At 64.6% G+C, this 19,834-nt stretch carries 20 protein-coding genes; 4 read left to right on the top strand and 16 right to left on the bottom strand.

All coding sequences use genetic code 11. The features are described 5' to 3' along the window. Positions 1 to 61: 61 nt before the first annotated feature. The 8 genes from ptsP to BN3266_RS09410 form a co-directional block, all read right to left on the bottom strand. Positions 62 to 1,723, bottom strand: coding sequence for a phosphoenolpyruvate--protein phosphotransferase (gene ptsP, locus BN3266_RS09445; protein ID WP_059004957.1), 1,662 nt, complete (start codon positions 1,721 to 1,723; stop codon positions 62 to 64). A gap of 67 nt (positions 1,724 to 1,790) precedes the next feature. After that, a complete protein-coding gene (locus BN3266_RS09440; protein WP_154669050.1) occupies positions 1,791 to 2,045 on the bottom strand; it encodes an Ig-like domain-containing protein in 255 nt (84 codons plus the stop codon). A gap of 149 nt (positions 2,046 to 2,194) precedes the next feature. Beyond that, positions 2,195 to 2,452 carry an HPr family phosphocarrier protein gene (locus tag BN3266_RS09435; RefSeq protein ID WP_154669049.1) on the bottom strand — a complete coding sequence of 86 codons (258 nt, stop codon included), beginning with the start codon at positions 2,450 to 2,452 and terminating at the stop codon, positions 2,195 to 2,197. A gap of 43 nt (positions 2,453 to 2,495) precedes the next feature. Beyond that, on the bottom strand, positions 2,496 to 4,400 hold the full coding sequence (locus BN3266_RS09430; RefSeq protein WP_059004954.1) for a PTS fructose transporter subunit IIABC: 1,905 nt from the start codon (positions 4,398 to 4,400) through the stop codon (positions 2,496 to 2,498). A 38-nt stretch (positions 4,401 to 4,438) separates the two neighbouring features. Beyond that, complete coding sequence (gene pfkB / locus BN3266_RS09425; RefSeq protein ID WP_059004953.1) at positions 4,439 to 5,359, bottom strand: 1-phosphofructokinase; 921 nt, start codon at positions 5,357 to 5,359, stop codon at positions 4,439 to 4,441. After that, complete coding sequence (locus BN3266_RS09420) at positions 5,356 to 6,108, bottom strand: DeoR/GlpR family DNA-binding transcription regulator (protein ID WP_059004952.1); 753 nt, start codon at positions 6,106 to 6,108, stop codon at positions 5,356 to 5,358. The genes pfkB and BN3266_RS09420 overlap by 4 nt, the downstream gene beginning before the upstream one ends. 374 nt (positions 6,109 to 6,482) lie before the next feature. Then, positions 6,483 to 7,352 (bottom strand): MerR family transcriptional regulator, encoded by an 870-nt coding sequence (locus tag BN3266_RS09415; RefSeq protein ID WP_242861789.1) that lies wholly within the window; start codon positions 7,350 to 7,352, stop codon positions 6,483 to 6,485. Positions 7,353 to 7,506: 154 nt separating this feature from the next. After that, positions 7,507 to 9,120 carry a peptidoglycan D,D-transpeptidase FtsI family protein gene (locus BN3266_RS09410; protein ID WP_059004950.1) on the bottom strand — a complete coding sequence of 538 codons (1,614 nt, stop codon included), beginning with the start codon at positions 9,118 to 9,120 and terminating at the stop codon, positions 7,507 to 7,509. Between the two features lie 233 nt (positions 9,121 to 9,353). Between BN3266_RS09410 and BN3266_RS09405 the strand changes: the two genes are divergently transcribed. Beyond that, a complete protein-coding gene (locus BN3266_RS09405) occupies positions 9,354 to 9,548 on the top strand; it encodes a hypothetical protein (protein ID WP_059004949.1) in 195 nt (64 codons plus the stop codon). A 52-nt stretch (positions 9,549 to 9,600) separates the two neighbouring features. On the opposite strand, the gene BN3266_RS09400 is transcribed toward BN3266_RS09405, so the two are convergent. The 4 genes from BN3266_RS09400 to BN3266_RS09385 form a co-directional block, all read right to left on the bottom strand. Further along, entirely contained in the window at positions 9,601 to 9,942 is a 342-nt protein-coding gene (locus tag BN3266_RS09400) for a hypothetical protein (RefSeq protein WP_044993429.1), read from the bottom strand. 167 nt (positions 9,943 to 10,109) lie between these two features. Further along, the gene (locus BN3266_RS09395) at positions 10,110 to 11,207 is read right to left on the bottom strand and encodes a BMP family ABC transporter substrate-binding protein (RefSeq protein ID WP_044993428.1); all 1,098 of its coding nucleotides are present in this window, start codon (positions 11,205 to 11,207) and stop codon (positions 10,110 to 10,112) included. 259 nt (positions 11,208 to 11,466) lie between these two features. Continuing rightward, a complete protein-coding gene (locus BN3266_RS09390; RefSeq protein WP_059004948.1) occupies positions 11,467 to 12,012 on the bottom strand; it encodes a Gx transporter family protein in 546 nt (181 codons plus the stop codon). A gap of 24 nt (positions 12,013 to 12,036) precedes the next feature. After that, a complete protein-coding gene (locus BN3266_RS09385; protein WP_154669048.1) occupies positions 12,037 to 13,092 on the bottom strand; it encodes an FAD:protein FMN transferase in 1,056 nt (351 codons plus the stop codon). Positions 13,093 to 13,404: 312 nt separating this feature from the next. On the opposite strand from BN3266_RS09385, the gene BN3266_RS09380 reads away from it, so the two are divergent. Continuing rightward, complete coding sequence (locus BN3266_RS09380; RefSeq protein ID WP_059004946.1) at positions 13,405 to 13,845, top strand: hypothetical protein; 441 nt, start codon at positions 13,405 to 13,407, stop codon at positions 13,843 to 13,845. Between the two features lie 143 nt (positions 13,846 to 13,988). On the opposite strand, the gene BN3266_RS09375 is transcribed toward BN3266_RS09380, so the two are convergent. From BN3266_RS09375 to abc-f, 3 genes are all read right to left on the bottom strand, one after another. Beyond that, on the bottom strand, positions 13,989 to 15,269 hold the full coding sequence (locus BN3266_RS09375) for a hypothetical protein (protein ID WP_075109779.1): 1,281 nt from the start codon (positions 15,267 to 15,269) through the stop codon (positions 13,989 to 13,991). 258 nt (positions 15,270 to 15,527) lie between these two features. Further along, positions 15,528 to 16,088, bottom strand: coding sequence for a hypothetical protein (locus BN3266_RS09370; protein WP_059004944.1), 561 nt, complete (start codon positions 16,086 to 16,088; stop codon positions 15,528 to 15,530). Then, on the bottom strand, positions 16,061 to 17,968 hold the full coding sequence (gene abc-f, locus BN3266_RS09365; protein WP_059004943.1) for a ribosomal protection-like ABC-F family protein: 1,908 nt from the start codon (positions 17,966 to 17,968) through the stop codon (positions 16,061 to 16,063). The genes BN3266_RS09370 and abc-f overlap by 28 nt, the downstream gene beginning before the upstream one ends. Positions 17,969 to 18,168: 200 nt before the next feature. On the opposite strand from abc-f, the gene BN3266_RS09360 reads away from it, so the two are divergent. Together BN3266_RS09360 and BN3266_RS09355 are read left to right on the top strand one after the other, a co-directional pair. Then, positions 18,169 to 18,795 (top strand): lactate utilization protein, encoded by a 627-nt coding sequence (locus BN3266_RS09360; protein ID WP_059004942.1) that lies wholly within the window; start codon positions 18,169 to 18,171, stop codon positions 18,793 to 18,795. A 53-nt stretch (positions 18,796 to 18,848) separates the two neighbouring features. Then, entirely contained in the window at positions 18,849 to 19,418 is a 570-nt protein-coding gene (locus BN3266_RS09355; protein WP_059004941.1) for an HDIG domain-containing metalloprotein, read from the top strand. Positions 19,419 to 19,487: 69 nt separating this feature from the next. Here the strand turns inward: BN3266_RS09355 and trxA are convergent, their stop codons facing one another. After that, positions 19,488 to 19,799 carry a thioredoxin gene (gene trxA, locus BN3266_RS09350; protein WP_044993427.1) on the bottom strand — a complete coding sequence of 104 codons (312 nt, stop codon included), beginning with the start codon at positions 19,797 to 19,799 and terminating at the stop codon, positions 19,488 to 19,490. Positions 19,800 to 19,834 lie beyond the last annotated feature (35 nt).

The following is a 19,834-nucleotide window of genomic DNA, read 5'->3' as shown; positions in this document are numbered from 1 at the left end:
AAGGGCCCCCGCACCGGTGTGTTCCGGTGCGGGGGCCCTTTTTCCGTCTCTTCGGCGCCCCTCAGCGGCCGATGGCGGCGAGGATCTCCTCCCGGCGGGAGAGGTCGCAGGCCCGCACCTGCCGGCGCACCGCCAGCACCCGGCCCGGGGAGACCGAGAGCTCGTCGACCCCCAGGGCCAAAAAGGTCTCGGTGAGGGAGAGGTCGGCCCCCAGCTCCCCGCAGACGCCCACCCAGATGCCCGCCTGGTGGGCGCTCTCCACCACCCGGCGGATCAGCCGCAGGATGGCCTTGTGGTGGGGGTCGTAGAGGGACTCCAACTGGGCGTTCTGCCGGTCGATGGCCAGGGTGTACTGGGTGAGGTCGTTGGTGCCGATGCTGAAAAAGTCGACCTCCTGCGCCAACTCGTCGGCGATCAGGGCGGCGGCCGGGGTCTCGATCATGATGCCAAGGGGGATCCCCTCGTCAAACTTGACGCCCTGTTCCCGCAACTCGGCTTTGAGGCCGTCGAGGAGGGCCTTGACCCGGCGCACCTCCTCCACCGAGATGACCATGGGAACCATGATGGCCAGGTTGCCGAAGGCGGAGGCGCAGAGGATGGCCCGCAGCTGGGTCTTGAACATCTCCTCCCGGTCGAGGCAGAGGCGGATGGCCCGATACCCCAGGGCGGGGTTTTCCTCTTTGGGGAGGTGGAAGTAGCCCACCTGCTTGTCGGCGCCGATGTCCAGGGTGCGGATGATGACCCGCCGCCCGGCGAGGATCTCGCCCGCGGCCTTGTAGGCGGCAAACTGCTCCCCCTCGGTGGGGTAATCGCTGTTTTCCAGGTAGAGGAACTCGCTGCGAAAGAGCCCCACCCCGCCGGCGTCGCTCTGCAGGGCCAGCCCCACGTCGGCGACACTGCCCACGTTGGCAAACACGTCGATGTGCCGGCCGTCTTTGGTGACGTTTTCCTGCCCCCGCAGGGATTGCAGCAGCGCCTCGGCCTCCTCGTCCTCCCGCTGCTTTTGGCGCAGGGCGGCCAGGGTCTGCTCGTCGGGGTCCACCACCAGCTCGCCGGCGGCGCCGTCCACCGCGCAGAGGACCCTGTCGTAGCGGCGGTCGAGCCCCGCCCCCAGGCCGATGACGGCGGGGATCTGCATGGTCCGGGCGAGGATGGCGGTGTGGGAGTTGGAGGAGCCCTCGGCGGTGGCGAAGGCCAGCACCTTCCCCTTGTCCAACTGCACCGTCTCGCTGGGGGTCAGGTCCCCGGCGGCGACGATGACCGGCTCCTCCCCGCCGATGAGGGCGTCGCCCTGGCCGGCGAGCACCCGCAGCAGCCGGTCGGAGACGTCCTTCACGTCGGCGGCCCGGGCGCGCATGTACTCGTCGTCCATCTCGGAAAACATCTGGGAGAAGTTCTCCCCGGTGGCGGCTACGGCGTACTCGGCGTTGACCTTTTGGCGCTGGATGATGTCGGCGATGGACTCGCGGTAATCCAGGTCCTCGAGCATCATCTGGTGGATCTCAAAAATTTGGGCGCCCGACTCCCCCACCTCGCCCACGGCTCGGTCGCGCAGCGCGCCCAACTGCTGGGCCGCCGTCTGGGCTGCCGCCTCAAACCGGGCGAGCTCGGCCGCTGCGTCCGCGACGTGGCGGCGCTCCACCTGTTGGCGCCGGTTTTCGTAAAAGTGGAGCCGCCCGATGGCGACGCCGCCCGAGACGCCCTTTCCTTTGATGCGAATCACAGAGACCGCCCCTTTCCCGCGCCGGGGTGACCGGCGCGCCTCAATCCGTCAAATCGTTCATTGTAAATCACGAGTCCCCTTTGGCGGGGACGACCTCTACCTGCACCGAGTCAGAGACCTCCCTGCCGTCAGCCTCGACGATCACCGTCACCGTTGCCTCGCCGACAGAGAGGGCTTTCAGCTTTCCGTCGCCCAGCGAGGCGAGAATCTCCGCCCCTTCGATCCTCCAGCCGACGGTCGGACTGAAGGTGGACTCGATGTCGACGGTGAGCTGCCGCACCTCGCCCACCTCCATCACCAATTTGGCCTGGGCGATGTGCACCGACAGCTGGGGCTCTTCGGCAGCTTTGTTTGGCCCTTTACACCCTGTCAGCGAAAGGGTGAGCAGCGCGAGAAAAAGAAACAGCGCCCTTTGGTATCTGTGCACCGTGGATCCCCGTCCTCTCTAAAAGTCCTTGCGCGCCCCTATCCCTAGAGATTTTCCGCCAAAAAGGCCTCCAGGGCCTTGGCCGCCTCGGCCTCGCCCTCGCCGTCGCAGGAGACGGTGATGGTCTCGCCCTGTTTGGCGGCCAGGCTCATGACGGCGAAGATGCGCTTGGCGTCGGCGGTCTTCTCCCCCTTTCGCAGGGTGATGGCGCAGGGGAACCCGGCCGCCTGTTTGACCAGCAGGCCCGCGGGGCGGGCGTGGATGCCGGACGCGTCGGTGATGGTGTAGGTGAATGTGATCACAATCGATTCCTCCTTGTTTGGATGGTGGATGGTCGTCAGGGGGTCAGTCCTCCCCGACGGGTTTCTTTAACAGGGCCAGCAGGAGCGTGCTCACCGCCGAGCCGATGGCCAGGGCCAGCAGGTACATGGGCCAGTTGTGCACCACCGGGATGACGAAGATGCCGCCGTGGGGGGCCGGCAGGGTGCAGCCGAAGAACATGCTCAGGCCGCCCGCCACCGCCGAGCCGATGGCGCAGGCGGGGATGACCCGCAGCGGGTCGGCCGCCGCAAAGGGGATGGCCCCCTCGGTGATGAAGGAGAGCCCCATGATATAGTTGGTGAGGCCGGACTGGCGCTCTTTGGCGGTGAAGCGGTTTTTAAAGAAGGTGGAACAGAGGGCGATGGCCAGAGGGGGCACCATGCCGCCGATCATCACCGCCGCCATCGGCCCGGAGGAGATGGAGGCGCCGCCGGCCGTCAGCAGGGAGGCGGTGCCGAAGACATAGGCCGCCTTGTTGAAGGGGCCGCCCATGTCGATGGCCATCATGGCGGCCAACACCACCCCCAGCAGGATGCCGCTGGCCTCGCCCATGTTGATGAGGCCGTTTGAGATGGCGGCGTTGAGGGCGCTCACCGGCGGGTTGACCACAAAGGTGATGGCAGCGCCGATGCCAAGGATGCCAAAGAGGGGGTAGAGGAGCACCGGCTTGAGCCCCTCCAGCGAGGCGGGGAGTTTGTCGCAGAGCCATTTGAGGAGAAGCACCAGGTAGCCCGCGGCAAAGCCGGCGATCAACGCCCCCAAAAAGCCCGAGCCCCCGGCGCTGGCCAGGGCGCCGCCCACAAAGCCCACGGCCAGCCCCGGCCGGTCGGCGATGGAGGAGGCGATGTAGCCCGCCAGGATGGGCAGCATGAAGCCGAAGGCCGCCTCCCCCACCGTCTTGAGGAAGTTCGCCAGCTGGGAGTTTTTGCCGAAGTTGGCCGGGTCGGCCCCGGGGGCGAGGAGGGTGTCGGCCAAAAAGGCCAGGGCGATGAGGATGCCGCCGCCGATGACGAAGGGCAGCATGTGGGAGACACCGTTCATCAGGTGCTTGTAGATGGCGTGGCCCGCCCCCTCCCTGCCCTGGGACCGGGAGGGCTGTTGGCCACCGCCCTGGGCGCGGTAGAGGGGGGCCTTTTCCTCCAGCACCGCGGCGATGAGTTCGCCCGGCTTGGAGATGCCGTCGGCCACCCTGGTCTGCACCACCCGCTTGCCGTCAAAGCGCTCCATCGCCACCTGGGTGTCGGCGGCGACGATGACCCCCTTGGCCCCGGCGATCTCCTCGGGGGTGAGGACGTTTTTCGCCCCGCCGGAGCCGTTGGTCTCCACCTTGATGGAGACGCCCAGCTCGGCGGCCTTCTGCTCCAGCCCCTCGGCCGCCATATAGGTGTGGGCGATGCCGGTGGGGCAGGCGGTTACCGCCACGATCTGGTATCCGGCGGCGGGGGCGGGCTGGGGGGTCTCCCCCTCCGCCTTCTCCTCGTCGGCCTCGTCGATGATGCGCAAAAACTCCGCCGGGGTGGGGGCGTCGATCAGCTTTTGGCGGAACCCCTCGTCCATCAGGAGGACCGAGAGGCGGCCCAGCAGGTCCAGGTGGAAGTTCTTGGCCTCCTCCGGGGCGGCGATCATGAAAAACAGGTGGGTGGGCTCCCCGTCGAGGGAGTCGTAGTCCACCCCGTCCCGGGAGACCGCTGCCACCAGGGCCGCCCGCTTGACGGCGGCCACCTTGGCGTGGGGGATGGCCACCCCCTCGCCGATGCCGGTGGTCCCCTCCTCCTCGCGGGCCAGGATCTGGGCCTTATAGGCGGCCTTGTCGGCAAGGACCCCCAGACTGTCCATCCGCTCTACCAGCTCGTCGACGGCCTGGGCCTTGTCGGCGGCCTGAAAGTGCAGCGCGACCCCCTGCTCGCTGAGCAATTCGGTGATTCGCATATCTTCCCTACTCCTCTCTCAAAGGGGGGCGACCCCTCTTAAAACGATTCGATCCGCACCTGGGATGCCAGGCGCTCGGCCTCGACCCCGGTGGCCAGGGTCTCGGAGAAGGCGGTGGCGCTGCCCGCGCCGACGGCCAGGGCGAAGGCGCGCCTGACGTCGCCCCCGCTTGCCAGCCAGCCGGCCAAAAATCCGGCCACCATCGAGTCCCCCGCCCCCACCGAGCCCTTGACCTGGCCCTGGGGGGCGGCGGCCCGAAAGCGGGCGCCCCCCTCGCTCACCAGGATGGCGCCGTCCCCCGCCATGGAGACGAGGACGTTTTGCGCCCCCCGCCGGCGCAGTTGCTCGGCGCAGGAGGCGATCTCCTCCGCCCCCGCCAGGGGCCTGCCGAAAATCTCGCCCAGCTCGTGGTTGTTGGGCTTGATGAGGAAGGGGCGGTAGGGCAGGGTCTCGCAGAGGAGGTCGCCGGTGGCGTCCACTGCGGCGCGGATCCCCCGGCCCTGAAGCCGCTTGAGGATGTTCTGGTAAATATCGTCCGGCAGGGCGGCGGGGATGCTGCCGGCCAGCACCAGGATGTCGCCCTCCTCCAGCTCGTCGAGGATGGCGTAGAGCCCCTCCAGCGCCTCGGGCCCGATCGGGGGGCCGAGGCCGTTGATCTCGCTCTCCTCCTCCGCCCGGACCTTGACGTTGATGCGGGAGAGGCCCGCGGGCAGATGAATAAAGCGGGTGGCGCAGCGGCGGGCTTTCAGCCGGCGCTCGATCTCGTCGCCGGTGAAGCCGGAGACAAAGCCCAGGGCGGTGCTGGGGTAGCCCAGGTTTTGCAGCACCATCGAGACGTTGAGACCCTTGCCCCCGGCGGCGAGGGTCTCACCCGCCGCCCGGTTGACCCGGCCCAGCTCCAGCTTTTCGAGGGAGAGGGTGTAGTCCAGCGAGGGGTTGAAGGTAACGGTGTAAATCACAGGGTATCTACCTCCCAAACGGTGGTTTTCTCGGCATATCTCCTGTCGCCGAGGCGGGTGGTGACGATGGCGGCGTCGCCCAAATCGGCAAAGGTCACCGAGGAGAGCTTGCCGAACTTGCTGGGGTCGGCCAGCACAAAGGCCTCGCCGCAGTGCAGGAGGGCGGCCTCCTTGACCTGGGCCTCCCGCAGGTCGGGGGTGGAGAACCCCCCCTGCAGCCCGACGCCGTTGGCCCCAAAAAAGCCCTTGGTGAAGTGGTAGCGGCCCAGGGCGGCCAGCGCCTCGCCGCCGACGATGCCGTCGGTCACGGCCCGCACCTCGCCCCCCAAGAGGACGGTGCGGCAGCCCTTTTGGGCCAGCTTTTGCGCGTGTACCACCCCGTTGGTGACGTAGACGGCCTCCCGCTCCTGCAGGGCGTCCACCAGCATTTCGGTGGTGGTGCCCGCGTCGATGTAGCAGAAGTCGCCCCCGCCGATGAGCCCGGCGGCATAGGCGGCGATCCGCTGCTTCTCCCCGGTATTCTGCCCGTGGCGGACGCTGACCTCATCCTCGCCGGCGACATAGCTGTTTTCCAGCGCCGTGGCCCCCCCGTGTACCTTGATGAGTTTGCCCATCCTGTGCAGGGCGGTCAGGTCCCGGCGGACGGTGGATTCCGAACTCCCCAGCAGGGCGGTCAACTCGGCCACCGTGGCGCTGCCCCGCTGGGCCACCCACTGCAAGATCTCCCGGTAGCGCTCTTCCGTCAGCATCTCATTCCTCCCCTTCTGTCGGGGCTTCCCCCGTTCTGTGCCCCCATCATATCACCAATATCAATCACATTCAATCATTTTTAATCAAATAATCGTTGTATTTCTGACTGAATATGACTGATTGCTTTTGTGAAATCTGCCCGTCCCTCCCCTTTTTCCCCTTCTGTACAGGGGAAATGCCGCCGCAGAGGGGTGACTGATTTTGACTGATCGAGAGCGGATGGTTGGATTTGACCGACTCCGCCAGGGGTGTTTTTTAAAAAGACGCCTGTTGGAACGTTTCCCCTTCCGGGCGGGTTTTATACAGAGAGGGAGAGCGGGTCCCGGCACACTTGGATGCCGGGACCCGCTCCCCCTTTTTGCGCCGGACGGCGCTATTCCTTTTTGGCGAGATAGGCTTTGAGGGCGAGGCCCAAGAAGCGGGCGCACCCCTCTTTGCCAAAGTGGCGGTCGGTGCCCTCGATATAGGCGGGGTTTGTCAGGTAGCACTCGGCCAAAAAGGGCCAGTAGCCATCGCCCATGTTGGTGCCGCCGCTGGTGCGCTCGCCCATGGCGACCCACTCGGCGACGGCCGCCTGCACCTCGGGCGAGGCGGGGTCTGCCTGCAGATCGCCCAGGATGCGGTGGGCGACGGCGTCCCCCTGGGCGACCAGTTCATCCACCTGGGAGGGCTCGACCGAGGGGCCATTTTCCAGATAGTTTTGAAAGGTCTCCCTCATGGCGGCCGCGTATCTCTCCATGCTGCCGTACTGCCGAAGCACCAGCGGGGCGATGTCCCCGCTGTGGGCTTTCAGCTCATCGAGCATCTCGTCGAAGGACGCGACGCTGCCGAAGCGCTCGACGATCTTCTCCAGATGGGTCTCCTTGAATTCCGCCAACACGCGGAAGTACTCGCTCATGTCAAATTTGTCAAAGTCCAACCATATCTCCCCCTTTGTCAGCCTGTCCAAAAGCTCCAACAGGCCGTTGAGCCGGTCCCGCTTCATCTCGATGAGCTGCCGCTGTTTGGCAAAGGCGGCCGCCCGGTCAAAGGCGGGGTCCGCCAGAATGGCCTGGATCTCCCGCAGGGTGAAGTCCAGCTCCTTGAAAAACAGGATCTGCTGCAAGGTCTCCAGCGCGGCCTCGTCGTAGAGGCGGTAGCCCGCCTCGCTGGTGGCGGTCGGTTTGAACAGGCCGATCTCGTCGTAAAATTGCAGGGTGCGCACGCTGACGCCAGTCAGCGAGGCGACCTGTTTGACGGTCATCACAGCTTGTGCTCCCTCCCTTTTTGTCGTGGTGGATGTTCGTTCTGCCGGCAGAGGGGGCGGCGGGGACCGCTGCCCTCTACGACTACTATACCCCCTCACGGTGCGTGAGGGTCAAGGGGGGAAATGGACTTTTTTCAAAAAACTTCAGGCCCTACTGCAGGGCCATCAGTCCCTCGGCCAGTTCCTTGAAGATGGGGGCGGCCACAAAGCTGCCCTCGCCGCCGTTCTCGCAGAAGACCACCACCGTGTAGCGGGGGTTTTCCGCCGGGAAAAAGCCGGAGAAGTAGGCGTTGAGCTGCTCTTCCCCGTCCACAAAGACGCCGGTCTGGGCGGTGGCGGTCTTGCCGGCGATGGAGAGCCCCTCCACCTTGGCGCGGGTGCCGGTGCCGCCCTCCTCGGTCACCTGGAGCATGGCCTCCTTGACGGCCGCGGCGGTTTTCTCTGAAATCACCTGCCGAGCGGCGGCCGGCGCCTCGGCCCGCAGCTGGCCGTCCTGGTAGGTGCCGCGCAGCAGGGTGGGCTGCCGGTAGACGCCGTTTTGGGCAAAGACGTTGACCATGGCCGCCAACTGCACCGGGGTGGCCAACAGTTTGCCCTGGCCGAAGGAGAAGTTCTCCATGTCCCCCTGCAGGAGCTGCTGGGCGGTGGGCAGATTGCCTGCCGCGGTGGAGAGGCCGTCACAGAAGACCGTTTTTTTGCCAAACCCCATATCCTTGGCCAGGGAGAGGAGGAACTCGTCCCCCATCTGCTGGGAGAGCTGGACGAAATAGCAGTTGCAGGACTTTTCAATGGCCCCGGCCATGTCCAGTTCGCCGTGGCCCTGCAGCTTGTGGCAGCGGTAGACGGTGTCCCCCACCGTCACCTGGCCCTCGCAGGTGAAGCGGGTGTCGGGGGAGATGCCGCTCTCCACGGCGGCGGAGGCGGTGACCAACTTGAAGGTCGAGCCCACGGCGTAGGCCTCAAAGGCCTTGTTGACCAGGGGGGAGTGGGGGGCGTTCAGGCTGGCGGCCACGTTGGCCGGGTCGTAGGCGGGGAAGCTGGCGCAGCCCCGGATCTCGCCCGAGGCGCTGTCGAGAACGACGATGGCCCCCGACTCGATGGAGCGGCCCCCCACCTCCTCGCAGAGGGATTGGACGCGGCTGTCCAGCGTCAGCACCGGGCCGCGGTTGAGGTCGGGGTCGGACTCGCCGGTGATCTCCCCCGAGAGGAGGGGGGAGCCGGTGGCGTCCACTCCAAAGGAGAGGGAGCGCTCGCCGCCCAGCTCCTCCAACTGGCTGTTGAGGGCCTTTTGCAGCCCCACCACCCCGCCGCTTTCGTCGGTGTAGCCGATGATGTGGGGGGCCAACTGCCCCTCCCCCACCGGCTTTTGGTAGCGCACGGTGTAGCCCCCGGAAAAGTTGAGGGGTCCGGTGAGGCGGACCGAAAAGATTTTCCCCTTGGCCGCCATCTCCAGGGCGTAGTCCCGGTCGTCGGGGACGATTTTTTGCAGGATGGATTTGACCTGACCGAAGTTTTTGGTCACCACCAGCTTGTACCCGGTCTCGGCGTTGGTGAGCCGCTGCAGGTTGCAGTCGAAGATGGTCCCCCGGTTCTGGGAGATGACCACCCGCCGGGTGGACTGGCTGCGGGCGGCCGAGACGATCTCCTCGTCCCGGCCGAGGGCGTAGATGCGCACCCCCAGCAGCACCGACACGGCCGCCAGCACCAGGGCCACCACCCGGGTGCGCTTTTGCAGTTTGGTTCGCTTTTCCCTCACACGGCGCATAAAAAGACCGCCTCCCCTGTTTTTTCCTTAGTATGGGCGGCGGGGCGGGGGGATAAACCCGAAAGCACATCTCCATTTTTCTGTGACAAAAGCACGGGAGGACCAATTTTTTGCACCATTTCACCAGTGGACTGAAGTGTTTGCCCAAATCACTCGCGAAAATTGCTCTTTATTGACAGGCTAATTTGCGCTATTGTAGACTTGTACACCGAGAGGAAAGGAGCGGTCTTACAATGGCGTTTACAATCAGGGCAATTGGGTACAAAGGGGCCGACATCGGCCTGACCACCCGCTTCCCCGCCGCCCTCTACGACCGGCTCTGCGCCCTCAAAAAGCGCACCGGCGTCTCCCTCAACTCCCTCCTCCTGCAGGCCGTCGAATACGCCCTGGCCGACCTGCCGGAGGAGGACCCTCCGCACCCGCCGTGACGGGCCAAAAAAGCCGCCCCACAAAGGGCGGCTTTTTTCTGCCTGCGGCCGTTCAGCCGTCGGCGTGCTTGAGAAATTCGAGGAAGGCAAAGACGATGGAGATCACGGTGAGGACGGCGACGATCAATTCGGACATGTTGTTGGCGTACTCGGCCTGCCCGGGGGACACCGCCCCCAGCACCAAAAAGTAAACGCACCAGATGAGCCCCAGCGCCAGCCCGAGAAAGGTGAGGTATTTGGCCACCCGGGCCGCCCGGGCCAGCGCCTTTCGGGCCTGCGTCACCTGCTGCTGGGAATACCCTTTCTTGCGGCAGATGGCCTTGATCGCCCCTCCCAAAAAGCCCAGTACGACCCCGGCCGATACGGCGAGGCAGAACTGATAGAAGATGCCCATCCCCATTCCCTCTTCTCCCCGCCGGTCACACCGGCTTTTTTCGATTGTAGCCCCTGCCCGGGCAAATGTCAAATAGCGGACAAAAGCGGACCGGCATCTGGCTACTGGCCGCCAGACACCGGTCCGCTTTGGAAAGAGGGGGCTTTCAAAAGGAAGGGGGCAAGCCGTTAGGCCTTGACCTCGTTTTTCATGGTGTTGATGACATCCTGCTCCAGGCCGAAGGCGCTTTTTACCTTGATGGAGCCGCTGGTGATGCCCTCTTTGCACTGGGCGATGTAGTCCTGCACCTCTTTGGAGGTGTTTTGCTTGTAGAAGTCGTTTTCAGAGAGGCCGATGGCCCCCCGGGCAATGCCCCAGGTCTCGTTGGTGCCGTACATCTCGGTCTCGCCGTTCATGGTCATCTTGGTCAGGTCGTAGATGGCCACGTCGTTGCGCTTTTGCATGGAGACCAGGATCAGGTCGGCGATCTCGGGCTTGCTCTCGATGAAGAAGTTGCGCTGGTCGGCGTCCACGCCGATGCCCCAGGTGCCCTCTTTGGTGCTCAGGGCCTCAAAGACGCCCAGCCCGGCGCCGCCGGCCACCTGGTGGATGATGTTGGCGCCGTTCTGCTCGATCTGCAGCAGGGCCAGCTCTTTGGCTTTGGGGGCGTTGGAGAAGTCGCCCACAAAGGAGATGGCGACCTTGCCGCTGGGGTTGGCGTGCTTGCTGCCCTCGATATAGCCCACCAAAAAGTCGTTGATGACCGTGTCCTCCCGGCCGCCCACCCAGCCGATGACCCCGTTTTTGGACATCTTTTGGGCCAGGGCCGCCGCCAGGAAGTCGCCCTCGTTCTGGGCGTAGGTGATGCAGTAGACGTTGGGGTGCTCGGGCACCTTGCTGGGATCGACGTCAAAGGCCACAAACTTGACGTCGGGGAACTCGGCGGCGTGCTTCTGCACGTACTCCAACCGCTCGCTGCCGGAGAGGAACACCAGGTCGTAGTTCTCGGCGGCGTCGAGGATACTGGGCTCGATCTTCGCCTTGTCGGTGCCGTACTCAATGGTCTTGTAGGTCAGGCCAAACTCCTTGCCCGCCTTCACCAGTCCCTCGTTGGCGATGTCGGACATGGACTTATCGCCCAGGTTGGCGGTGACGTAGCAGATGCTCTCGATGTGCTTTTGCTGGCTGGAGCTCTCGTTCCCCGCCTCTTTCTTCTCCCCGCAGCCGGTCATGGTCAACCCCGCGAGAACGCTCAGCGCCAACAGCGACGCCATCCATTTTTTCATGGTTTTCATATCCTCCCCATCTGTTTTTTGACCGTTTCCAGGCGCTGTCAGCGCCCGGTCAACTTGTATCTAAAACATAACATCAAGACAACAAGCTGTCAACATGGGGACTTCATTTTCCCCCTTCTGCCAAAAGAGCGGACCTTTTCTTTGTACATTTGTACTAAGTATATGACAAGTTGTCGAGGTCTCGGGGAGGGCAAGGCGGGCCGCCGCACAGAAAAAGGGCCCGGCAGATGCCGGACCCGCTGTCCATTCGCTATTGCCGGCGGCCGTTCTCCCCCCGCAGCTGCAGCCGCTGGATGTGGGGCATCACCACTCGCAGGGTGGAGCCGGTGACCACCCCCATCACCACCCCGGAAATCAACAGCACCGGCAGGTAGTAGAAGGCGACGGTGGTTTTGAGGAGGAGGACCGACATCCCGATTTGACCCAGATTGTGGCCGATGGAGCCGGTCATGGCCAGGGTCAGAAAATCCACCTTGCGGCCCTTCTTGGCGGCGCGGGAGAGGCGGACCACCCCCTCCATGGCCAGCACCGAGACCAGACTGCCCGCCAAACTCATGCAGGCGGAGATGGCCCCCCGCATCAAAAAGGCCGAGAGCCCCTTGAGGGCGGTGAGGGTGAGGGCGCTGCGAAAGTCGAGACAGAGCAGGCTGTACATCACCACGATGTTGGCCAGCCCCAGTTTGACCCCGGGGGGCATGGCGGGCAGCGGCGGGATGAGCCCCTCCAAAAAGGAGAGGACCAGGGAGACGGCAAAGAGGAGCCCCAACAGGGCGATCCGCCTGGTTTTCTGGTGCATGGTGCCGCTCCTTTCCCCCAGGCGCTACGCGTCGGCCAGGTGGTAGTTTTCGTCGGTGAGGACAAAGTCGTCCCTGATGTTGTCCGAGAGGTAGACCGTGCCGGTGGCGTCGACGGCGAGGAGGGAGAACTCCTCCCGGTCCAGGTTTTCCTTGACGCCGTCCAGCCCCTCCACAAAGAGGGCGGTGGACATGGCGTCGGCCAGGGCCCCGTCCTGGGAGATGACCGTCACCGACAGCAGGTCGGACTGGGCGGGCCAGCCGGTGGCGGGGTCGAAGATGTGGTGATAGCGTCGGCCGTCCACCTCGAAATACCGCTCGTAGGCGCCGGAGGTGGAGATCACCATCCCGTCGGCGTGGAGGGTGCCCAGGAGCTCGGTCCGGTCCTTGACCGGGGCGGACACTCCGATGTCAAAGGGCTTCCCCCCCGGCTGGTGGCCGACGGTGTAGACGTTCCCCCCGATGGAGAGGACCGCCGACTCGACCCCCTGCTGCCGGTAGACCTGACCGGCCACCGCACAGGCATACCCCTTGGCGATGGCCCCCAGATCCAGCTTCTGCCCCGGGCGGCGGAGCATCACCGTCCCCCGCTCCTCGTCCAGGAGGATGTCGCGGTAGTCCACCAGGGCCAGGGCCTGGTCGATCTCGTCCTGGGCGGGGACGCGGGGATTTTTGCCGGTGATGTCCCAGAGGAGAGAGAGGGGGGCCACGGTGATGTCAAAGGCGCCGCCGCTCTCCTCGGAGAGGGCCTTGGCCCGGGCGATGAGGGTGAACACCTCGGCGTCCACCTCCACCGGTGCGACCCCCGCGTTTTGGTTGATGGCCTCGACCTGGGAGCTGTCTTTATAGAGGGAATAGACCGACTCAAATTGGCGCAGCCGCTCGACCACGGCGGCGATCGCCTCTTCCCTGTGGGGGCCGTACACCGTCTGGCTGACAAAGGTGTTCATCAAAAAGTCGGTGCTGGAGGAGGAGGCCCGCCGCTCCTCGTACCAGCGGCCAAAGAGGAGGAGGGCCAGCAGCAGGGCGGCGACCGCCGTGGCCACCGGCCAGCACCTTGTCCGCTTTTTCGCAATTTCCACAAAACCCCTCCCCTTCTCTGGCCAAACTGCCCATTCGCTATCCGATTTCTCTATTGTAATTGCCCCAAACTGTGGTGTCAACACTCCCCCGCAAAAGGACTGTCGAATCTGTACAAAAAAGGGGAGATTTGAGCCGTATTTCCCGATTGACAAATTGGATATAATAGGGTATATTAATAGTCAGCCCGGGAATGATGAATGGTGAGGTGCGCCTTTTGTCACAGCTTTCCGGTCTGTGTCCGTCCTCACGCCAGCGTCCGGGGGCGGCGCGCACCAGATGAGTGTCTTTGCGCTGGAGAAAAGGAGAATAATATGAAGAAAGTGTTGTCCATTGCGATGGTCGCCATTCTCGCCCTCTCCGTTTTTGTTGGTTGCGGCAAATCCGCCTACAAAGACGGCACCTACAAGGCCCAGTACAGTGCCGCTGACGAGCACGGCTGGACCGAGTATGTAGAGGTCACCGTCAAAGACGGCAAGGTCACCGCCTGCACCGCCGACGCCACCAACGCCGCCGGGGAGAAGAAGTCCGCGAGCGCCGAGTACCGCGCCTCCATGGAGCCGGTCAACGGCAACTACCCCGAGAAGTTCTACAAGGACATTGCCACCCAGTACGTGGAGAAGCAGTCCGCCGAGAAGATGGCCGCTGTCGCCGGCGCCACCAACTCCTCCAACTCCATCAAGGTGCTGCTGGTCGAGCTGGAGAAGAGCATGAAAGAGGGCAAGACCGACACCGACACCGTCACCGCTGCCTAAGTGCCGCTTTGACAGGCCAAAACAGAGCTTGCAAAATGGGAGATGCTACAAACAGTAGCATCTCCCATTTTTTTGTGCCGATCCGGCGCCGACCCCGCCGCCCGCAGAGGGGCGAGGCGGCGGCGTGTGAAGGGCCTTTCTCTTTACAGGGGGCTGTTGGCGGCCACAAAGTCGATGAGCCGGCCCGCCGATTCCCGCCGCAGGGGGAACACCCGCCCGAAGTAGGGAAAGTAGAGGAGCAGCGACCAATAGACCTCGTAGCCGCCCAGGTCAAACTCCTCCTCTGTTGGGAAGTAGCCCCCGCAGCCGTTGGTGTAGCCGCCGAAGTAGAGGTATTCGCTCCCCACCTGGGTGGCGGCGCGCAGGGCGAACTCGCACATCACCTCGTTGGGCACCCCGCAGAGACAGCCCTCTCCCAGCAGAAAGTACTGCACCTCCACCTCCTCCACCTGCCGGCGGACACCGGCGTCGAGAAGGCGGCGCACCTCGGCCAGCCAGGCCGTGCCGTCCATGTTGCAAAAGCGCCGCGCCTCGTCGGCGATTTCCAGCGCCCGCTCGTAGCTGGGGACCTGGGCGGTCAACTCGACGGTGCGGACAAACGCAGCCAGCCGCTCCACCCCCTGCGGGCGAATGCGGTCGATGACCGGCCGGGCGTCCCGGAGGACGGTCTGGGCCATGTCCTCCAGGGCGGTGGCGGAGCGGTGGAAGGCCTCTCCCACGGCGTCGGGCGGGATCTCCTCCGAGCAGAAATAGCGGGGGGCCACGTTGCCCGACGCCCCCTGGGTGACCACCACCGGGCAGCGGTACTGGCGGCCCAGCAGCTCCCTCACCGCGCCGAAGTAATCGGGGCTGATGAGCCAGTTGTCCCCCTTGAGGACATTGGCGTGGGCGGTCAGCCGCAACAGCAGCAGCCGGAGCTCGCCGGTGGCGGGGTCCGCCACCTTTAAAATACCCAGCCGGTCGTCCAGTTGGGTGCTGTCCGCGCGGCGGTTGACGCCGATGGCGGTGTGCCCGTTGCCCCACCCCGCACAGGCGGGGGTCATCTTCCCGGCCGCCTCGGCGGCGGCTGCCAGCACCCGCTCACAGAGAAGGCGCAGATAGGCGGGTTCCTCGCTGTCGTTGGGCGCGGCGTGGGTGTGGGAAAAGCAGAGCATCACCTTTTCCCGGGAAATGCCCAGCACCTCCCCCAGCCCGTCGCGCAGCGCCCAGGCGTGTTCCAGCCCGAGGCCGATGTGGTCGATGGCGGCCAGACAGCAGCGCTCCTCCCCCAACTGCCAAACGGTGACCTGGGCCGAGAGGGGCTTTCGCACCCCGCGGGAGAGCTGGTCCTCCCGCCCAAAGCCGATGGTGATGACCGGCCCTGCCGGGGTGATGTCGGCCTGGGCGTAGCCCATGCGCAGGGCGGTTTGATTGGTTGTATCCATCATTTGATTTCTCCTTTTTTCACAGGTGGCCGGTGCGAGGGGCCATTCTCCGGCGGACGCTGTCCCCACCCGCCCCGCAAAAGCTCCTTTTTTCGGGATACAGCGGTGTATTTTGCCGGTCTTTTTCGCTCGCCCCACCTCGGCCAACCCCAGTATAGCACGCCCCTCCCCTCTCCGCCAGCACCCCTTCTCCGGGCCCTCCACGCCAAAAAGCGCGCCCCCTGCTTCTCCGCAGAGGGCGCGCTTGCAGATGTCTTTTCAGTTCCCCGCGAGGGCGGGCACCTCCGCCAGGGAGGGCAACTCACAGGCCAGGTAGACCCCGCCGGTGCCGGGGGTCACCTTGACCCGGAGAAAGGCCTTGCTGCCAGCCAGGGTCTCAGCGTAGGCGCGCCCCTCCTCCATGTCGGCCTCCGGCAAAAAGAAGGTGATGGCCCCGTCGGCACAGCGGATGCGCTCGATCTTCTGCTCCACCGGGATGGCCTTGAGGATGTCGAGAAAGCCCACCGCCACCGCCTGGGGCTGCATTTCGGCGCGCAGGGCCGAGTCCCCCAGGGCGTCGGTGTAGTCAAAAAAGAGCTGCAGGGTGTCCCCCCTGCCAAAGAGCACCTGAATGTAGGGGCGGGGGTCCACCTCGCTCTTCAGAAAGAGGCGGGCGGTGCTCACCAGGTTGCCCAGGGCCGAGCGCTCGACCCGGCCCGCCACCGCCCGGGTGGCGTAATAGGTGGCCTCCATGGCCACAATGCAGGAGGCGACCGCCCCCAGCAGCAGGGCCGCGGTGCGGACCCGACCCTTTACTGCGCGCTTTCCAGCGTTTCCCATTCTTCCATCAACCCATCCAATTTGGACTGGAGCGCCTCCAGGGCGGCGGTGATGTCCGCCAGCCGCTGGTAGTCGCTCTGCACGTCGGGTTCGGCCAGGGCCGCCTGCTGGGCGGCCATCTCCGCCTCACAGTCCTCGATGGCCCGCTCCACCCGGGAGAGGGCCTCCCGCCGCTGGGCGGCCCGGCGCCGCTCCTCCTTGGAGCGGTAGCTCCCCGCCTCCTGCTTGGGGGCGGGCTTTTTCTCCTGCTCCTGGGCCTGGCCGGCGGCCTCCCTGGCCTCCAACTTGGCGCGGTACGCCTCGAAATTGCCCGGGGTGATCTCCACCCCGCTGCGGGACATCTCGATGATGTAGTCGGCGGTGTCGTTGAGGAGATAGCGGTCGTGGGAGACCATGAGGATGGTCCCCTCATACGCCTTGAGGGCCTTTTGCAGCTCCTCCTTGGCAAAGAGGTCCAGGTGGTTGGAGGGTTCGTCCAGCACCAGGACGTTGGGCCGCTGCAGGCTCAGGTTGGCAAATTTCAGCTTGGCCAGCTCCCCGCCGGAGAGTTCGCCCACCCGCTTTTCGATCTCCTCCCCGGTAAAGGCAAAGGCCGCCAGGTGGGAGCGCAGCTCCAACTCGGTCATGCCGGGATATTTGTTGTGCAGGGCGTCCAGCACCGTCTCGCCGGGGTGAAAGGGGTTTTGCTCCTGCTCGAAGTAGCCGATCTTTACAAAGCCGCCTGTCTGTATCCTGCCCCGAAGGGTGGGCAGCATTCCCAGCACCTGCTTTAAAAAGGTGGACTTGCCCGCCCCGTTCTCCCCCACGATGCAGGCCTTTTCCCCCCGCTTGACGGTGAAGGAGACATCGTGGATGAGGGCTTTGCCCTCGACGCAGACATCCACCCCCTTGACCGAAAAGACATTTTCAAAGGGGGGCCGGTCAAAGGGGAAGGTGAAGCGGACCACCTCCTTCTCCTCGGTGGGCTTTTCGAGGACCTCCATCTTCTCCAGCGCCTTGCGGCGGGATTTGGCCATCTTGGAGGTGGAGGCCCGCACCAGGTTTTTCTGGATGTAATCCTCGTACTTTTCAATGACCTTCTGCTGCTTTTCGTAGGCGCGGGAGCCGGCGTAGAGCTCCTCCTCCTTGAGCTGCTTGTAGCGGCTGTAGTTGCCCTTGTAGCTCTTGACCCGGTGGCGGGAGACCTCGAGGATCTCGGTGACGGTGGTGTCGAGGAAGTAGCGGTCGTGGGAGACCACCACCACGCAGCCCTTGTAGCCCTTGAGGTAGTTTTCCAGCCAGAGGAGGGTCGTGAAGTCCAGGTGGTTGGTGGGTTCGTCCAGCAGCAGCACCTGGGGGCCCAGGAGGAGCAGCTTGGCCAGGGCCAGGCGGGTCTTCTCCCCGCCGGACATCTTGTAGATCTCCTTGGGGAAGTCCTCCTCCCCAAAGCCCATGCCGAAGAGGACGGTGCGGATGCGGTAGTCGATGGTGTAGCCGTCGCCCGCCTCGAATTCGGTGTTCAGGGCGGCGTAGTCGGCGGCCATCCGGGCGTAGTCGGCGCCGGCGGGGTCGGCCGCGGCCATCTGCCGCTGGAGCTTCGCCATCTGCTCCTGGCAGAAAAGCAGCCGGGAAAAGACCGAGCGCATCTCCTCGAAGATGGTGCGCTCAGCCGAGAGGCCGCTGTTTTGTTTGAGAAAGCCGATGCTGGTGCCCCGGGTGATGAACAGATCGCCCGCGTCGGGGGTCAGCTCCCCGGTGATGAGTTTGAGCAGGGTGGACTTGCCCGCCCCGTTCTGGCCGATGATCCCCACCCGGGAGGTGTCGGTCAGGGTAAAGTTGACCCCCTGCAAGATCGGGAACTGGCCGAAGGAGAGGGAGAGGTCGTTGCACTTGATTTCCATGGTGTCACCTGTTGTGTCGTCGAGAGATTTTCAAAACAGGTCTATCATACCACATCTCCCGCAAAAAAGACAGCGGGGGGAGGGGGGAAACCGCTTTACAAAAAAAGAGGGGGTGTTTATACTGGAAAGCAGAGGATCAAGGGGCAAAGAGCGGCCGCGATTTTGCGCCTGCCGCCCCCGCCCAAAAAGGAGGGGCCGCCATGACCGAACAGCTGGCGAGGACCATCGCCGCACTGCAAAAAAACAACATCCAAGCCCAATTCGTGGAGGGCCCGGAGGACCTGGTGGCCCTTCTGCGCCGGGACTACCTGCGGCCCGGCGACACGGTGGCCATGGGCGGCACCATGACCGCCGCCGAGACGGGGGTGGCCGGGCTGCTGGCCTGCGGGGACTACCGCTTTCTCGACCGGGCCCGCCCCGGCATCACCCCCGAGGAGGCCGGGGAGATGATGCGCCGCGCCTTCTTTGCCGACTGGTATATCACCTCGACCAACGCCGTCACCGAACAGGGCGAGCTCTTCAACGTGGACGGCAACGGCAACCGGGTGGCGGCCATGGCCTTTGGGCCGAAAAAGGTGCTCGTCATCGCCGGGGAAAACAAGATCGTCCCCGACCTGAAGGCGGCGGTGGAGCGGGTCAAGGCAGTGGCCGCGCCGAAAAACTGCGTTCGCCTGGGACTGGCCACCCCCTGTGCGGCCACCGGCCACTGCGGCGAGCGGCGCTGCCGCAGCGAGGGGCGCATCTGCTGCGACTTCTCGGTGCAGTCCTACCAGCGGGACCCCCAGCGCATCCACCTCTTTTTCCTGCCGGGGCGGCTGGGCTACTGATCATTTGAGATGGCAAATAAAGACAGAGACGATAGAGAGAAGGAGCGATTTCCATGATCCCAAACCGCCAACAGGCATACGACATCCTCACCAAGTACACCCACTCCCCCGATTTGGTCAAACACGCCCTCTGCGTGGAGGGGACCATGCGCCACTTCGCCCGCCTCGCGGGGGCGGACGAGGAGCTATGGGGGGTCGTGGGGCTGCTGCACGACGTGGACTACGACCAGTACCCCGAGGAGCACTGCAAGAAGGCGGTGGAGCTGCTGCAGGCCGAAGGGGTGGACGACAGCGTCATCCACTCGGTCTGCTCCCACGGGTACGGCCTCTGCTGCGACGTCGCGCCTGAGAGCGAGATGGAGAAGACCCTCTACACGGTGGACGAGCTCACCGGCATCATCAACGCCGCGGCCCTGGTGCGCCCCAGCAGGAGCGTGATGGACATGGAGCTCAAGAGCCTGAAAAAGAAGTTCAAGGACAAAAAATTTGCCGCCGGCTGCAACCGGGACGTGATCCGCGGCGGTTGTGAGCTGCTGGGAAAAGAGCTGGACTGGGTGATGGCCGAGGCCCTGGAGGGGATGAAGGAAGTGGCCGACCGGGTCGGCCTGGGGATGGCGGAGTGACCGCACCCCCTCTACGGCCACAAAAAAAGGAACGGATCTCTCCGTTCCTTTTTTGCTCACCGGGACAGACTAGTCAAACAGGGTCTTGAGCTTGCTCTTGGGCTGAAAGCCCAGGGTGCGCTTGATCTCCTGCCCGTCCTGAAAGAGGATCAGGGTGGGGACACTCATCACCCCAAAGCGGTTGGCGATGTCGGGCGCCTCGTCGATGTCCAGCTTGTAAAAGTCGGCCTGGCCCTCCATCTCGCCGGCCAGCTCTTCGAGCACCGGGCCCAGCATCTTGCAGGGGCCGCACCAGGTGGCGAAAAAGTCCACCAGCACCGGCTTGCCGCTGCCCTTGACGGCGGTTTCAAAATTGCTTTCATTCAGGTGTTCCAGCGTCATGGTTCGTTTGACCTCCTTGGTTTTCTTCTTTTTAT

Source organism: Bittarella massiliensis (ex Durand et al. 2017) (assembly GCF_001486165.1).
Lineage (GTDB): Bacteria > Bacillota > Clostridia > Oscillospirales > Ruminococcaceae > Bittarella > Bittarella massiliensis.
Note: the sequence above shows the minus strand (reverse complement) of the source record. Positions and strands in the feature narration are given on the sequence as shown.

Excerpts from the sequence above, each read along its gene's own strand:
- trxA (WP_044993427.1), bottom strand. The coding sequence starts at position 19,799 with ATGACGCTGGAACACCTGAATGAAAGCAATTTTGAAACCGCCGTCAAG.
- abc-f (WP_059004943.1), bottom strand. The coding sequence starts at position 17,968 with ATGGAAATCAAGTGCAACGACCTCTCCCTCTCCTTCGGCCAGTTCCCG.
- BN3266_RS09415 (WP_242861789.1), bottom strand. The coding sequence starts at position 7,352 with ATGACCGTCAAACAGGTCGCCTCGCTGACTGGCGTCAGCGTGCGCACC.
- BN3266_RS09360 (WP_059004942.1), top strand. The coding sequence starts at position 18,169 with ATGACCGAACAGCTGGCGAGGACCATCGCCGCACTGCAAAAAAACAAC.
- BN3266_RS09390 (WP_059004948.1), bottom strand. The coding sequence starts at position 12,012 with ATGCACCAGAAAACCAGGCGGATCGCCCTGTTGGGGCTCCTCTTTGCC.
- BN3266_RS09375 (WP_075109779.1), bottom strand. The coding sequence starts at position 15,269 with ATGGATACAACCAATCAAACCGCCCTGCGCATGGGCTACGCCCAGGCC.
- BN3266_RS09405 (WP_059004949.1), top strand. The coding sequence starts at position 9,354 with ATGGCGTTTACAATCAGGGCAATTGGGTACAAAGGGGCCGACATCGGC.
- BN3266_RS09380 (WP_059004946.1), top strand. The coding sequence starts at position 13,405 with ATGAAGAAAGTGTTGTCCATTGCGATGGTCGCCATTCTCGCCCTCTCC.
- BN3266_RS09370 (WP_059004944.1), bottom strand. The coding sequence starts at position 16,088 with ATGGGAAACGCTGGAAAGCGCGCAGTAAAGGGTCGGGTCCGCACCGCG.
- BN3266_RS09410 (WP_059004950.1), bottom strand. The coding sequence starts at position 9,120 with ATGCGCCGTGTGAGGGAAAAGCGAACCAAACTGCAAAAGCGCACCCGG.
- BN3266_RS09355 (WP_059004941.1), top strand. The coding sequence starts at position 18,849 with ATGATCCCAAACCGCCAACAGGCATACGACATCCTCACCAAGTACACC.
- BN3266_RS09430 (WP_059004954.1), bottom strand. The coding sequence starts at position 4,400 with ATGCGAATCACCGAATTGCTCAGCGAGCAGGGGGTCGCGCTGCACTTT.
- BN3266_RS09420 (WP_059004952.1), bottom strand. The coding sequence starts at position 6,108 with ATGCTGACGGAAGAGCGCTACCGGGAGATCTTGCAGTGGGTGGCCCAG.
- BN3266_RS09400 (WP_044993429.1), bottom strand. The coding sequence starts at position 9,942 with ATGGGCATCTTCTATCAGTTCTGCCTCGCCGTATCGGCCGGGGTCGTA.
- BN3266_RS09395 (WP_044993428.1), bottom strand. The coding sequence starts at position 11,207 with ATGAAAAAATGGATGGCGTCGCTGTTGGCGCTGAGCGTTCTCGCGGGG.